General features: G+C 68.5%; 10 protein-coding genes. 2 read left to right on the top strand and 8 right to left on the bottom strand.

Going from position 1 to position 13,886, the window contains the following annotated elements; translation table 11 throughout:
• Nucleotides 1-116 precede the first annotated feature (116 nt).
• From DFQ59_RS00455 to DFQ59_RS00470, 4 genes are all read right to left on the bottom strand, one after another.
• Nucleotides 117-2,510, bottom strand: a complete 2,394-nt coding sequence (locus DFQ59_RS00455) for a sucrose synthase (RefSeq protein ID WP_114277700.1) — start codon at nucleotides 2,508-2,510, stop codon at nucleotides 117-119.
• The gene (locus DFQ59_RS00460) at nucleotides 2,507-4,675 is read right to left on the bottom strand and encodes an HAD-IIB family hydrolase (protein WP_114277701.1); all 2,169 of its coding nucleotides are present in this window, start codon (nucleotides 4,673-4,675) and stop codon (nucleotides 2,507-2,509) included. The genes DFQ59_RS00455 and DFQ59_RS00460 overlap by 4 nt, the downstream gene beginning before the upstream one ends.
• Nucleotides 4,672-5,610: a PfkB family carbohydrate kinase gene (locus tag DFQ59_RS00465; protein ID WP_114277702.1), complete on the bottom strand. Its 939-nt coding sequence runs from the start codon at nucleotides 5,608-5,610 to the stop codon at nucleotides 4,672-4,674. The genes DFQ59_RS00460 and DFQ59_RS00465 overlap by 4 nt, the downstream gene beginning before the upstream one ends.
• A gap of 152 nt (nucleotides 5,611-5,762) precedes the next feature.
• On the bottom strand, nucleotides 5,763-7,139 hold the full coding sequence (locus DFQ59_RS00470) for a KamA family radical SAM protein (RefSeq protein WP_114278450.1): 1,377 nt from the start codon (nucleotides 7,137-7,139) through the stop codon (nucleotides 5,763-5,765).
• A 589-nt stretch (nucleotides 7,140-7,728) separates the two neighbouring features.
• Here DFQ59_RS00470 and DFQ59_RS00475 point away from each other — a divergent pair.
• Nucleotides 7,729-9,054, top strand: a complete 1,326-nt coding sequence (locus tag DFQ59_RS00475; protein ID WP_114277703.1) for a Fic family protein — start codon at nucleotides 7,729-7,731, stop codon at nucleotides 9,052-9,054.
• A 131-nt stretch (nucleotides 9,055-9,185) separates the two neighbouring features.
• Here the strand turns inward: DFQ59_RS00475 and DFQ59_RS00480 are convergent, their stop codons facing one another.
• The 3 genes from DFQ59_RS00480 to DFQ59_RS00490 all read right to left on the bottom strand — a co-directional run bounded on the left by DFQ59_RS00480 (nucleotide 9,186) and on the right by DFQ59_RS00490 (nucleotide 11,775).
• Nucleotides 9,186-9,710 carry an REP-associated tyrosine transposase gene (locus DFQ59_RS00480; RefSeq protein WP_114277704.1) on the bottom strand — a complete coding sequence of 175 codons (525 nt, stop codon included), beginning with the start codon at nucleotides 9,708-9,710 and terminating at the stop codon, nucleotides 9,186-9,188.
• A gap of 200 nt (nucleotides 9,711-9,910) precedes the next feature.
• Entirely contained in the window at nucleotides 9,911-10,456 is a 546-nt protein-coding gene (locus DFQ59_RS00485) for a YaeQ family protein (protein ID WP_114277705.1), read from the bottom strand.
• A gap of 56 nt (nucleotides 10,457-10,512) precedes the next feature.
• On the bottom strand, nucleotides 10,513-11,775 hold the full coding sequence (locus DFQ59_RS00490; protein WP_170141976.1) for a radical SAM protein: 1,263 nt from the start codon (nucleotides 11,773-11,775) through the stop codon (nucleotides 10,513-10,515).
• A gap of 59 nt (nucleotides 11,776-11,834) precedes the next feature.
• Here DFQ59_RS00490 and DFQ59_RS00495 point away from each other — a divergent pair, with 59 nt between their 5' ends.
• On the top strand, nucleotides 11,835-12,749 hold the full coding sequence (locus DFQ59_RS00495; RefSeq protein WP_114277707.1) for a radical SAM protein: 915 nt from the start codon (nucleotides 11,835-11,837) through the stop codon (nucleotides 12,747-12,749).
• Between the two features lie 104 nt (nucleotides 12,750-12,853).
• On the opposite strand, the gene DFQ59_RS00500 is transcribed toward DFQ59_RS00495, so the two are convergent.
• On the bottom strand, nucleotides 12,854-13,870 hold the full coding sequence (locus tag DFQ59_RS00500) for a restriction endonuclease (protein ID WP_211314728.1): 1,017 nt from the start codon (nucleotides 13,868-13,870) through the stop codon (nucleotides 12,854-12,856).
• Nucleotides 13,871-13,886: the final 16 nt, after the last annotated feature.

Below are 13,886 nucleotides of genomic sequence, written 5' to 3' on the forward strand. Positions count from 1 at the left end.
CGACAGGTCAATGGGCGGGGGATCCCCTGGGCGGCGGGGGCGCCTCAACACCTTCCTGCCTTATCCGTTCCTGTACTCCGTTCATTCGTTATCCGTCCTCCGTCCCGCAGGGTCCCTCAATGGGGCACCGACTCCGCCAGGGGCCGGAACTGCAGGCCGTAGAACATCTCCAGGTAGCGGCGGGTCTCGTCGCGGTCGAGGTTGGTGACGTACTTCCAGAAGCCGTAGATGCGCGACAGGGTCATCATCCGCTCGGCGTAGAGCGACCAGGTGTAGCGGCTCATGACCCGCTGCACGGCGCCGCGGGAGAGCGCCTCCCAGCGGCCGGGGTCGCGGTCGCAGTGCTCCATGAAATCGGCCAGCAGCTCGGCGGCGTTCTCACCGTGGTTGGGATCGATGTGGAAGCCGGAGACGCCGTGCTCGATGATCTCCAGCGGACCGCCGTAGCGGGTGGCGAAGGTGGGCAGGCCCGAGGTCATGGCCTCGATGACGGTCAGGCCGAAGGCCTCGAACAGGGCCGGCTGCACGAACACCCCGCGGCGATCGGCCACCCAGCGGTAGAGCTCGCCGGAGAGGCTCTTGTCCAGGTGGGTGCCGAGCCAGCGCACCTGGCCATCGAGGCCGTGCTCGTCCATCAGCTGGTGCATGCGCCCGATCTGCTCCTGCTCCTCGCGATCGCCGGAGCGGGAGGGATCCACGTGGCCGGCCACCACCAGCAGGTTGGCCGCGCCGCGCAGCCGCTCGCTCTCGGCGTACCACTGCACCAGCCCGGTGATGTTCTTGATCCGGTCCAGGCGCGCCATGGTGAAGATCAGCGGCCGGTCCGGGTCCTCGAAGCGGCCGCGGGCGTCGTCGCGCTCGCCCGCCACCAGCGCCTCGATCTCCGGGTGCAGGTCGGTCAGCCGCCGCTCCTGCTCGTTGTAGGGGAAGTAGATCGCCGCGTCGGCGCCCGGGGAGACGATGTTGAACTTGGGATCGAACACGTCGATGCCGTTCACCACCCGGTAGAGCCCCGGCATGGTGAAGGTGGAGTAGCTCTCGTACTGGCCGATGCTGTCGGACTTGCCCGCGATCTCCTGGTAGCTGCTGGTGATGATGAAGTCCGCCGCGTTCATGGCAATGAGGTCGGCGGTGAACTGGCAGGCGAAGTGATACTGCTCCTCGTTGTCGTGCCAGTAGAGATCGGAGTAGAGGTACTTCGACTTCTCCAGGGCGTGGGCGATGTTGCACTGGGTCACCTTGAGCCGCTGGGAGAGCAGGGTGGCCACCAGGTTGCCGTCGGAGTAGTTGCCGATGATGAGATCGGGCCGCCCGTGCAGCTCGGCGCAGATCTCCTTCTCCACGTCATGGGCGAAGCGCTCCAGGTAGGGCCAGATGTCGAAGCGGGAGACCCACTGGGGCAGCACCTCGCCGCTGTCGGTGCGGAACGGCACCCGCAGGATGCGGGCGCTGCGGGTGCCCACGATGGGCTCCAGGCGCTGGTCGCAGGTGGTGTCGCCGGCCTCGGGAATGAGCCGGGTGATCACCAGGATCTGGGGCTCGATATCCAGCCCCTGCTGGGCGATGCGCTTGCGCATCTCCTGCTCCAGGGCCCGGACCTGGTCGAGGATGTAGACCACCTGGCCGCCGGTGTCGGGCAGCCCCAGCACGTTGGCCTGGCCGAAGTAGCCGTGGGGGGAGAGGATCGCCAGCTTGAAGATCATGGGGATGCGGCCGAGGAAGCGCTCCAGCACCTCCGGGGCCGGGGCCTCGAGGATGTCGGTGAGCAGCCCCAGGGTGTCGCGCATGCGCTCCACGGTATCGCCCCAGCCGGGCTCGAAGCCGAGCTCCTGCAGGGTATGGCCCACCCGCTCCCAGCCCGCCTCCTGCGGCTGCGCGGCGAGGTAGTCCTCGGCCCGGCGCAGCACCCGGCGCAGCCCGCCGACGTCCTTCACCCGGTCGTTGAGCATGAGCTGCCGGCCCTGGACCTGGTGGACGCGCAGGAAGTCGAGCAGCCGCTGGTCCCCCATGCCCAGCCCCTGGAACAGCTGGCTGGAGAGGCGGCGGTTGAGGAACTCCACCCCGCGGCCGATGGAGCGGGACTCCTGCAGCTTGAAGAACTCGCGGTTGAAGGGGGCGAGATCCACCTCCACCACCCAGGGCGCGTCGCCGTCGGGCTTGCCCTGCACCAGCCGTTCCTTGAAGGCCAGGAACTCCGCGGCGCTGATCTCCTCGTGCAGCTTCTGCTCCACGTTGAAGCGGTGGAAGTACCAGCGCGCCACCCGCGGGCGGATGGCGGTGTAGAGCCAGGGCGGGTCGAGCACCGCCTCCTGGGCCGCCCCCACGATGCGCCCGAGCTCGGAGCGGCGCATCTCCTCGCCCGACTCGCCCTGCCCGGCGCAGAAGTGTTCGAAGCCGTCCCAGAGATCGGAGCGCAACAGGAAGGTGCGGCCGATCCCCTGGTAGCTGCGCAGGAGCTGGTAGAGGGGATCCTGGTAGTCCTCCAGCAGTTGTTCGAGGGTCCAGATCACGACGCTTCAGCCTCCTCGTCCGGCAGGCGGACGTCTCCCAGGAAATCGTAGTGGTCGATGGCCTCCAGGATACCCGCGGCATGGTCGCCCGCGGCGAAGTAGACCCGCGGATCGTCCCGGAGATGCTCCAGCTCCCCGCTGTAGTTCGCCACCACCACGCCCAGCACCGAGCCGCCCAGCATCTCCTCGTCGTTGCCGGAGTCGCCGGCCACCAGCATCCGTTCCAGCGGCAAGCCCCACTTGTTGGCCAGGTAGCGCAGCGCCAGGCCCTTGGAGGCCCGCACCGGGAGGATGTCGAGAAAGGCGTCGAAGGAGTAGATCAGCTTGGCGTGCAGGTCGAGCCGGCGCAGGTGGGCCCGCACCTTCGTCAGCCCCGGCCAGGCGGCGGGATCCACCAGGTAGCTGATCTTGTGGATGGACTGCTCGCGGGCGGGCTGCGGGCGCAGCCCCGGAATCTTCTTCATCGCCGCGCGCAGGGCTTCCGGGTCCCAGCGGTAGTCGATGTGGCGGTACCAGCCCGGGTCCTGGGACTGGCGGCCGCTGTAGTGGATCTCGCTGCCGACGCCGCTGATGAGCACGTCCGGGACGGGGATGTCGTGCTGGCGCAGCAGCTTCAGCGCCGCATCGGTGCTGCGCCCGGTGGCCACCCCGAAGCCCACCCGGCCGCCGCTCGCGCGCAGCCGCTCCACCAGGGTGCGCAGCGCCCCCTCGTCCCCGCCCACCAGGGTGTTGTCCAGGCCGCACACCAGCAGCCGGTCGATGCTGGGCAGCCGGCTCTTGACCCGGCCCGGCTCCCGCCGCCGCGGCTTGCCCTCGCGCAGGACGCGCCGCACCGACTTGAGGTAGCTGGCGACGTGGCTCTCCCAGGTGTAGTGGCGGTGGGCGCCGCGGATGCCGTTGTCCGACCACTGGCGCCAGCGCCGGGGATCGGTGAGCCCCTTGAGCAGCGCCGTGGCGATGGCGTCGGCGTCGAGCGGATTCACCAGCGTTCCGTTGCGGCAGTTGGCGATGATGTCCCGCGGGCCGCCGTCCTCGGTGGCCACCAGCGGCAGCCCGCAGCCCGCCGCCTCGATGAGGGTGAGGCCGAAGGGCTCGGTGAGGGCCGGGTTGACGAACACCCCCTTGCGCCGCGCCGCCAGCCGGTAGAGATCGGGCACGTCGGCGGCCTTGTGGTGCTTGGGGTAGGCCACCCGCCCGTAGAGATCGTAGCGGTCGATGTCCAGCAGAAGCTGGCGCAGCACCCGCCGCGCGCCTGTGTCCATCTGGGTGATGTCGTCGCGGTTGCCCGCCACCACCACCAGGTTGGCCGCCTGCCGCAGCTCGGCGTTCTCGCCGTAGGCGCGCACCAGGGTGGCGATGTTCTTGCGCTCGTCGGGCCTCGAGAGGGCCAGGATCATCGGCCGGGCCGGGTGGCGCAGGAAGCGCGCCAGCTCCGCGGCGATGGGCGGGTCGGGCTCGCCCCGGCGCGGCGGGTGGAAGCGGGAGAGGTCCACCCCGGGCGGAATCACCCGCTTGCGCTTGGGATGGTAGTTCTCGTAGGCGCTGTACTGGGTCTCCACCTCCTGCTGGGTGCTCACCACCACCAGGCTGGCGTTGCCCAGCGCGATCTCCTCGGCCTCGATGCGCCGGCTCATGTTGTACTGGGACTCGACGCTCTCCTCGCTGAGCCCCTTCTCCAGCAGCCGCCGGCGCTTCTCGCGCCCGAGCGAGTGGCCGGTGTGCACCAGCGGCACCCCCAGCAGCTGGGCCAGGCGCGCTCCCGCCAGGCCCGCGTCGGCGTAGTGGCTGTGCACCAGGTCGGGGGTGCGGCCCACGCCGCGCAGGTGCTGCAGGGCGTTGTCCACGAAGCTGTCGAGGTGGGGCCAGAGCACCTCCTTGCGCAGGTAGCGGCGCGGCCCGAAGGGGATGCGCACGATGCGCGCGCCCTCGCCCAGATCCTCCACCGGCTCGGCGTAGTCGGGGGAGACCTTCTGGTCGATGACCCGCCGGGTGAGGAGGTCCACCCGCTCCACCTGGGGATGGCGGGCCAGCGCCCGGGCCAGCTCCACCACGTAGAGCACCTGGCCGCCGGTGTCGGCGTCGCGGCCGAGCTCCATGTCGTGGCCGCGGATGAGGCCGTGCAGGCTGACCAGGACGATATAGAGGCCGCGCTCGGGTTCGCTCATCCGTTCCAGTTCTCCAGGTGGCGGCGGTAGAGTTCGCGATCGGGCGCGGTGGCGCCGCGCTGGGCGCAGATGGCCGAGGCGAACTGCAGGGCCCGCTCGAGAATGGCGGGCAGGGGCCAGCCGCGGACGAGGCCGAGCAGGGTCACGGCGCTGAAGGCGTCGCCCGCCCCCACCGTGTCCACCAGGCCGGTGACCGGCGCGGCCGGGGCGCTGTGCTCCACCCCCGGGGCCAGCACCACGGCGCCGGCGTCGCCGCGGGTGATCACCAGCACCTCCACCCCCAGCGCCTCCCGCTCGGGCTCGCCCGCCGCGGCCACCGCCCCGGCATTGTCGAGCGTCCCGCGCGGCACGCCGGCCAGCAGCGCCAGCTCGTCGTCGTTGAGCTTCACCCAGCGCGCGCCGCGCAGCCGCGCCCGCGCCCCCTCGCGGTCCCACCAGGGCGCGCGCAGGTTCACGTCCACGAACGCGGGCAGCCCGCGGCCGGGGGCGCGCAGCGCGTCCAGGGCGCGGGCGGAGCCGGCCCGGGCGGCCAGGGTGCCGTGGTAGAGCAGCCCCCCGTCGGCGCCTTCCAGCGCCGCGCCGAGCGCGGCGGGGTCGATATGATCGTAGGCCTGGTCGGGGCAGATGTCGAAGCTGGGCTGGCCGCCCTCGATGCGCACCTCCACCGTGCCGGTGGGGTGGGCGGCGTCGCGCTGCAGGCCGCCGCGGTCCATGCCCCACGCCTCCATGGCCGCCAGCACCCGCTCGCCCAGGGCGTCGGTGCCGATGCGGCTCAGGAACAGGGGCGCGAGGCCGAACCCCTGCAGGTGCCAGGCCACGTTGAAGGGTGCGCCGCCGAGCACGGCGCTGCCATCCTCGAAGCGATCGAACAGGACCTCGCCGAAGATGAGGGGGCGGCCCGACGGAGCACCGCCGGGTGCGCTGGCCGTCGTCATCGCTGGTGTGCCTCCATCCCGCGCGGCCGGTGACCCTTCACCGGCCCTTTCGTCTTCCGGATTCTCTCTGCCGTGTCCGGACTCAGCATAACAGCCGTCCGCCGGCGGTTGTACCGTCCGGCCGCAGGGTCATTGCCGCCGGGTCCGCGCCCTCAGGCCCGCTCCACGCCGGCGGCACGGCACATGGCCTGGTACTCGTCCTGGAAGAAGAACTTCTCCTCGCCGAAGGCGGGTCGCAGCTGGTCCAGCCAGGCCGCCTTCTCGTCGTAGTGGGCGAAGAAGGGACGCTGCACCCAGTCGGCGTTGCGGGCCTGGATGAAGCGCAGCACGAACACCTTCTCGCCCGCCACCTCGGTGACCCCCTGCACCTCCACCTTGCCCGGGCCGGCGCTCATGGAGGGGCCGCGGGCGGTGCGGGCCAGGCCGGAGACCTGCTGCATGGCGTCGCGGTAGATCTCCCAGGTGCGCGCCAGCGGCACCTCGAAGTAGTGGCGCGCGCCGGTGTCGCGCTCCACGAACAGGTAGTAGGGCACGATGCCGAGATGCACCTGGGTGCGCCACATGCGCGCCCACACCCCGGCGTCGTCGTTGATGTGGGAGAGCAGCGGGCCCTGGGCGCGGATCACCGCGCCAGTGTCGCGGATGCGGCGGATCGCCTCCCGCGACACCGCCGGCTCCAGCTCGCGCCAGTGGTTGTAGTGGGCCATCACCGCCACGTGCTTGCCGGCGTCGACCATGCGCTCCAGCAGGCGCAGCAGGTCATCGGCGTCGGCATCGCTGACGAAGCGCTGGGGCCAGAAGGTCAGCGCCTTGGTGCCGATGCGGATGTTCTGCACGTGCTCGAAGCCCGGCGCCAGCAGCGGCTCCAGGTACTGGGCCAGGTTGCGGGTCTTCATCACCATCGGGTCGCCGCCGGTGAGCAGCAGGTCGCTCACCCGCGGGTTCCCGGCCAGGTACTCGTGCAGGTGGCCCGCCTCGTTGGCGGCGAAGCGCAGCTCCTTGTCGCCCACGAACTGGGCCCAGCGGAAGCAGAAGCTGCAGTAGGCGTGGCAGGTCTGGCCCTGACTGGGGAAGAACAGCACCGTCTCGTTGTACTTGTGCTGCATCCCCTCCAGCATCTGCTCGCCCACCCTGGGGACGTTCAGCGCCTGCTGGCCCGCCGGGTGGGGATTGAGCTCCTCGCGCAGCATGCGGGCCTGCGCCACCAGCGCGGCGTTGTCGGCCCCGGCGCGCAACAGCTTCAGCATCGCCTCCATCTGGTGGGGCAGCAGCATCTCGGGCTGCGGGAAGACCAGCCGGAACAGGGGATCGTCGGGCACGTTGTCCCAGTCGATGAGCTCGTCGAGCACGAACTGGTTGACCCGGAACGGCAGCACCTTGGCCACCGCCCGCATGGCCTCGCGCTGCTCCTCCGGCAGCGCCCTGAGCTGCGGGATCTGGTCCCAGTGGCGCTCGGTGAACACCCGGTAGCGGGCGGCGTCCACCGCGCCGGGAACGGCGGGCGCGCGTCGGTCGAGTCCGGCGACCATGGTCATAGGCGATCCTCCTGTCTTGCAATGCGTTGCGTGGCGGCGTGACGGGAGCCGCGCCCGGCGGGTCCCCTGGACCTGCCGGCGGCTGCCTGGCTCACGACCGCTAAATAGTTCGTCAGCAGCGCCCCGCGGGGCGCCAGGGGAAGGGGTGCACGACTATCGGGTAACGCCCGGGCCGGTCCGTGCTGCCGGCGGCGGGCCTGACGATTGCCGGGGCGAGGCGGCGGGCGATGCGCCCGCGCAGAGTTCCTGCGGCTCCGCGGCGAAGTAGCGGAATCTTAACATAAATCGGCCACGGGTTCCGACCCGGGCCCCAAACGCCGGAGAGGACAGGCTAGCGCGGGATTGTTGCATTCCCTTGACCGCGGGGTGGATCGGTCTGACAGTTCAGCTCACCGCCGCCGCGCAAACTCGACCGCCATGCAATGACTCCATAGCCACACCCGCTGCGCTTGGCCCATTCCGCCCGTTGATACATACCTATCAGGATTTATCAATTCATGAGAGATTGATAAATAAACACCGGGGGACTAGCATATTTATCGATATGGGAAGAATTGATAGAAACTGAGCCAAATCCATCACCATGAAGCCGCTCGTCCCACCCCCCCCACCGGAGAAGCTGCTGGCATCGTGCCCCCACGATATCTTGTTGCGCCTGTTCCGGGAGGTGGGCACAACTCACCAGGGGCGCTACCTCCACTGGGACAAGCTCCGTCATCTGACCCCGCCGGAGGAATTGTCAGCCGAGGAGTGGTGGCTGGGGATCAAGCTGGCCCGTCACCAGCAATTCCGTACCATTCCCCTGCGCGATCTCAAGGGAGAGCCGTTTCGCTATACGCTGCCCGACTGTGTCCTGAAGAAGCTGCATCACATCGACAGCCTGGCGAGCGGCCGTCTCGCGTTGAGCGGGCAGGTGGCCACGGAGGAAAACCGGGACCGCTTCATATTCAACTCCCTGGTGGAGGAGGCCATCACCTCCAGCCAGCTCGAGGGGGCCAGCACCACGCGCCAGGTGGCGGCCGACATGATCCGCTACGAACGCCGCCCGCGCGACAAGAGCGAGCGGATGATCCTCAACAACTATCTCGCCATGCAGTCGGTGCGCGAAGTGAAGAACCGGCCACTGGACTTCGCCGGACTGATGTCACTGCATCGGACGCTGACCGCCGAGACGCTCGAGGATCCTTCCGCCGCCGGCCGTATCCAGCAGCCGGGCGACAAACGGGTCGAGGTGGTGGATCACCGCTCCCGGCACGTGCTTCACACCCCCCCGCTGGCCGAGACACTACAGAAGCGCATGGGAACCCTCATCGCCTTCGCCAACAGCGAAGGCGATGAGGCGGAATTCATGCACCCCGTGATACGCGCCATCACCCTCCACTTCTGGCTGGCCTACGAGCACCCGTTCGTGGACGGCAACGGCCGCACCGCACGCGCCCTCTTCTACCGGACCATGCTGCAGCACGGCTACTGGCTGTTCGAGTTCATCTCCATCTCGCGCATCCTGAAGCGGGCCCCCGCCAGGTATGCCCGCGCGTTCCTGGAGACGGAGAGCGACGACAACGACCTGACCTACTTCATCATCCACCAGCTGGGGGTCATCGAACAGGCACTCGACGACCTGGAAACCTATCTCGCCCGCAAGGCATCGCAACTGAATCGACTGGAGCAGCGGCTGCGGCGCTCCGACCTGAACCACCGCCAGATCGCCCTGCTCTCCCATGCCATCCGCCACCCCGGGCACGCGTACACGGTGAAGTCCCACCAGAACAGCCACGGCGTCGCCTACGCCACCGCCCGGGCCGACCTGATCCAGCTGGCGGAAGCCGGCCTGATGATTCAACGACGAATCGGCAAGAAAACCCTGGAGTTCATCGCACCGGACGACCTGGAAGAGCGGATTCGCTAGCGCCCGGCGTCAGCCCGTGTGATGGGCACGCTGCGCTTTGCCCATCCTACGGGGTGTCTCGATGCAATTGTAGGATGGGCAAAGCGCAGCGTGCCCATCAACCCGACCGCAATCGCCCGCCCCGCGTCGCCCTACTCCCCCGCCACGACCTGCAAACCCGGCGGCTCGCCGGCCCCCCAGCCGGGCGCGTAAACCCCGCGCTCGACCCAGCGCGAGAACGAACTGTAGGGCCACCCCGCGGGGCTGTCCACGTAACCGTGCTTCACCGGGTTGTAATGGATGTAATCCATGTGCCGCGCCCAATCCGCCTCGTCCCGGATGGTGTGCTCCCAGAAGCGGCGCTGCCAGATTCCCTTCTCCCGTTTCCGTGCCTGGGAGGGGGAGGCGGGCGCGGCCGGGAGGGCGCTGGAGAAGGCGCGCTTGAGCACCATCCAGCGCCGCGAGTAGTCGCTGTCGCCGTCGGGCAGGCGCCACAGCGTGTGGAGATGATCGGGAAGCACGACGATGGCCTCGATGACGAAGGGATAGCGGCTGCGCACGAGGCGGAAGGCGGCCCGCAGGGCCTCGATGTGGTCCACCAGGAGCGGCCGGCGGTGCTGGGTGACCACGGTGAAAAAGCAGGTGCCGCCCGGTTGGCGGTGACGTCGGTAGTCCATTACCGGTGTTCTCCCTGTGTGAGCATTTCTGATGGGCACGCTGCGCTTTGCCCATCCTACGGGATGTCTCCCGTGGCAATTGCAGGAGGGGCATCCATCAAAACCCTTACCCCTCCCATATAGGGCATCCCTCGGAACAATTGTAGGATGGGCAAAGCGCAGCGTGCCCATCAACCCGTCCATTGACGTGCCGGCCCGCCCTACCGCTCCCCCAGCAGGCTACGCGGCTCGATCAGCACCGTCGCCTCGGCGTTGCCCAGCCACACCTGCCCCTCCTGCACCGTGCACTGCAGGCGCATCGTGCGGCTCACCAGCCCGGCCAGGGCGCGGGTCGCCTCCTGGGGCAGGTCGAACACCCGCAGGTTGTCGAGCCGCTCCAGCTCCCGGGCGTTGCGCTCCCACCACTGCCCGGCGGTGCGGCCGCCGTAGGTGTAAAGCACCACCTGCCGCGCCCGGCCGCAGGCCCGGCGCAGGCGTCGCGCGTCGGGTAGGCCCACGTCGATCCAGAGCCGGATCTCCTCGTCCAGGCTGCGCTCCCAGAGCGCCGGCTCGTCGTCGGCGCACAGCCCCTTGGTGAACTGCAGCGCCTCGCCGGCGTGGAGCGCGAAGGCCAGCAGCCGCACCATCATCCGCTCGTCGGTCTCCGAGGGGTGGCGCGCCAGGGTCAGGGCGTGGTCGGCGTAGTGGTTGCGGTCCATGTCCGCAATCTGCAGCTCGGCCTTGAAGATGGTGGCGGTGAGGGCCATGGGCGAGAACCGGGTTGGCTGTGGGGCGGCCAGTGTAACCGGGCCGGAGGGAAAGGTCAGGGATTCCGGCCCGGCGCGGGGGCGCCCCCGCCCATCCCGGCCAGGTGCAGCCAGAAGCGCTCGCGCAGGCCCCGGGGCGGCAGCCGCAGATGGGCGTGCTCGCGCATCATGTCGGCCCACAGCGGCTCGATGAAGTGGTAGGTGATCCAGCGCTCCAGGTCGTGATAGCGGTCGTAGCCCCGGGGCGTCAGCACCAGCGCCCCGGCCTCCCGGCGCAGGATGCCGGCCCCGCGCAGCAACCCCAGCAGCCCCCGCAGCAGCCGCTGGCGGGGGTAGAGCACCCCGAAGCGGCGGGGGTCGACGCGCCCCGTGTAGGCCTGCCAGAACAGGTAGTAGGCGGCCGACTTCAGCCGCGACAGGGACGCCAGGCGGGCGATGGGCAGCTCGCCGTCGGCGATCCGTTCGATGTAGGCGGGGACCGAGAAGTGGTTGAGGAAGAACAGCCCGCCGGTGAAGGAGCCCGCACCGGCCCCGCAGCCAAGGTAGAACTCGCGGGTGATGGAGGTGTAGTTGGCGGCGTCCCGCCGGTTGAAGGTCCACACCGAGCGCCGCTCGTAGCCGTGGCGCCGGGCCAGGGCCTCCGCCTGGCGCAGGACCCGATGCTCCCTGCCGGGCTGGTGGCGCACCTTGCCGAAGGGGGTGTAGCCGAAGCGCATCAGCGGGTAGGTGGAAACCTGCTCCACCCCCGCCCGGAAGCAGTGCTCCAGGTCCCGCAGGAAGACCGACGCCTCGCCGAAGGCGGCGTCGAAGATGAGGTCCACGTCCACGCAGTCGAACTGCCCGGCGGTCGCTTCCAGGGCGCGGAAGTTCTCCGCCACCGTGTTGGGCCGCTTCAGGTGCGCCAGCACCGCGGCGTCGAAGGACTGGACGCCGAGACTCAGGTAGTTGACGCCCATCGCCCGCAGCCGGGCGACGTTCTCCGGGGTGGCGTGGCCCGGCAGCACCTCGATGGCCCGCTCCCCGGCGACGGGAATCCGCGCCAGGAGGGGGGCCAGTTCAGCGAGGCAGAGGGTCGGCGTCCCGCCGCCGATGTAGAGGGAGGTGAAGGGCCCCGCCGCGTGGGCCAGGTAGCCGTCGATCTCCCGCCCCAGGGCCTCGACGTAGCGCCCCGCGAGCGCCCGGTCGAGGAGCACCTTGTTGTAGGGGCAGAAGGGGCAGAGGGTCTCGCAGAAGGGGACGTGCAGATAGAGCCCCGGCCGGCTGGTGAAGGAGGCCATCACCGCCCCGGCGGCGGCGGCCGGCAGGGGCGGATTGAACATTCCCGCCCCTGTGGAATACTTGTCGGTAAGGTCCGCTGCTCGCATCGGGAGATTGGCCCATGGCAAACCCGGCAGCCGGTTCCGGGAACGGAAAGCTGTCCCGCCTCCTCGACTATAGCAGCACCGCCTGGGCGTTCCTCGTCGCCCGGCGCAACCGGCCCTTCATCCTGGGGCTGGTGATCACGGACATCTGCAACCTCGCCTGCCGCCACTGCCGGGTGGCGAACGTCCACAACGCCTCGATGACCTTAGAGGAGGTGCGCGGGCACCTGCAGCGGCAGTACGACCGGGGCGTCCGCTACCTCTACCTGGAGGGCGGCGAGCCCTACCTGTGGCGGGACGGCGACCGCCGCCTGCCCGACATCGTCCGCCTCGCCCGGCGAATCGGCTACTACCGCGTCCACGTCTACACCAACGGCACCGTGCCGCTCGACGAGAGCCCCGACTTCACCTGGGTCAGCATCGACGGCCTCGGCGAGACCTTCCGGACCATCCGCGGCATCCCCGTGGACCACGTGCTCGACCACCTGCGCCGTTTCAAAGGCCGCGGCGGCATCGTCTACACCGTCAACACCCTCAACCGGGGACACACGGGCGAGTTCCTCGAATTCATGCAGCGGGAATTCCCGGGCCGGCGGGTGATGTTCTACCTCCACACCCCCTACTACGGGAAGGACGAGCTGCTCCTCTCCCGGGCGCAGCGGCGCGAAACCATCGAGACCCTCATCGCCCACAAGCGCGCGGGCCTGCCGGTGATGAACTCGAAAGCCGGCCTCCGGGCCCTGGCGAGCGGCAACTACTTCCACCCCACCAACCTGTGGAAGGTCATCGACACCACCGGCGAGTACCCCTGCTGCCGCGCCATCGGCAACCCGGAGGTGTGCGCAGAGTGCGGCTACGCCACCTGCGCGGAGATCGTGTTGGCGCGGAACGGGCGGATTGGGCCTGTTGTTGGGTTGTTGGGGATGTATTGAGCCATGTGCCGCTTGGCGGTACTCACACGTTACGAGAGGCCTTACAGACCCTGACTGCTGTTCTCAACCGGGCAACAAAAGTAGCCCGTTTGAGAACAACATAATCACTCTTCCCCTTCGTCCAGAACCTCCGGCACATAGACGCGACGGAGCGGCAAGAGCCCCTTGTAGGGTGAGTCGAACTGCTCATAGTGCTGGAAGATGAGTGACACCAGCTCCTCTCCATCAATCAACCGCAGATTGCTTTTCGACTTGGCAAAGTTCCGGGCCTGTGCGGTAAATGTTCCGAGCGTTACGAGCAATCCGAACTCCTTCTCGCCCACCTTGCCATAGAGAGCGGAGACAACCGGATCGCCGATGCTTCCCTCGGAGCTCTTCACCTGCACTTTCACAATGGGTGGTTCGAACCCAAGCTCGTCCTTGTGGGCAACGATGTCGATTCCGCCATCCGGACCTGCGGAAGAAATGCGGGTCCGGTAGCCCATGGTGTTGAGGAGCTGCGCGACAAAGTCCGCAAACGGATGGCCCTTTACCTCCTGCGCAAGGCGTTTGAGTACGAAGTCCCTGGTTGTCTCCTCGATATCCTTGGCGACCGCGGCGACGGACTCGTCCTTGCTGACTTGAGGTGCATCAAGCCGTCCTTCGAGCGCCAACCGAAATTCGTCCGCGTAATTCTTTACCAGGAAAAGACTCATGGCCGAACCAATTTCGTAAAGTGCCCCCTGGGTGAACTTGGAGCGTGGCACGGCACGCAGCCACTTGGCCGGCCGCATATGGGGATAGCTTGGCTCCAGCTTGGAGTCGAAATGGTATCCACCTTCGATACGACCGATATGTACCTTTCGATCCTGCTTCGATGGGTAAACCACCAGATCACCCGGCTTCATCTCGTGGGCAAAGCGAAATGTCTGGCCAGCGATGCTCGGAATGGCGCCAGGCTTCTTGTCTGGGAACACTTCCGCAACACGCGCCTTGAATGCCTCCCGATCAGGGGCAATCCCGGACAAGTCGCCCAGTTTGCTCCAGCCGATGGCTATCCGATTCTTCTTCAGAAAGAGCGTGTCGGCATCACCGGTCTTGCCCGCGTGTATTCCCCAGATCGTCGTTTCCTTGTTTTCCACGATTCCCTCCCGACAC

Source organism: Thioalbus denitrificans, from assembly GCF_003337735.1.
In the GTDB taxonomy this organism is placed as follows: domain Bacteria; phylum Pseudomonadota; class Gammaproteobacteria; order DSM-26407; family DSM-26407; genus Thioalbus; species Thioalbus denitrificans.

Excerpts from the sequence above, each read along its gene's own strand:
- DFQ59_RS00460 (WP_114277701.1), bottom strand. The coding sequence starts at position 4,675 with ATGAGCGAACCCGAGCGCGGCCTCTATATCGTCCTGGTCAGCCTGCAC.
- DFQ59_RS00465 (WP_114277702.1), bottom strand. The coding sequence starts at position 5,610 with ATGACGACGGCCAGCGCACCCGGCGGTGCTCCGTCGGGCCGCCCCCTC.
- DFQ59_RS00470 (WP_114278450.1), bottom strand. The coding sequence starts at position 7,139 with ATGGTCGCCGGACTCGACCGACGCGCGCCCGCCGTTCCCGGCGCGGTG.
- DFQ59_RS00475 (WP_114277703.1), top strand. The coding sequence starts at position 7,729 with ATGAAGCCGCTCGTCCCACCCCCCCCACCGGAGAAGCTGCTGGCATCG.
- DFQ59_RS00480 (WP_114277704.1), bottom strand. The coding sequence starts at position 9,710 with ATGGACTACCGACGTCACCGCCAACCGGGCGGCACCTGCTTTTTCACC.
- DFQ59_RS00485 (WP_114277705.1), bottom strand. The coding sequence starts at position 10,456 with ATGGCCCTCACCGCCACCATCTTCAAGGCCGAGCTGCAGATTGCGGAC.
- DFQ59_RS00490 (WP_170141976.1), bottom strand. The coding sequence starts at position 11,775 with ATGTTCAATCCGCCCCTGCCGGCCGCCGCCGCCGGGGCGGTGATGGCC.
- DFQ59_RS00495 (WP_114277707.1), top strand. The coding sequence starts at position 11,835 with ATGGCAAACCCGGCAGCCGGTTCCGGGAACGGAAAGCTGTCCCGCCTC.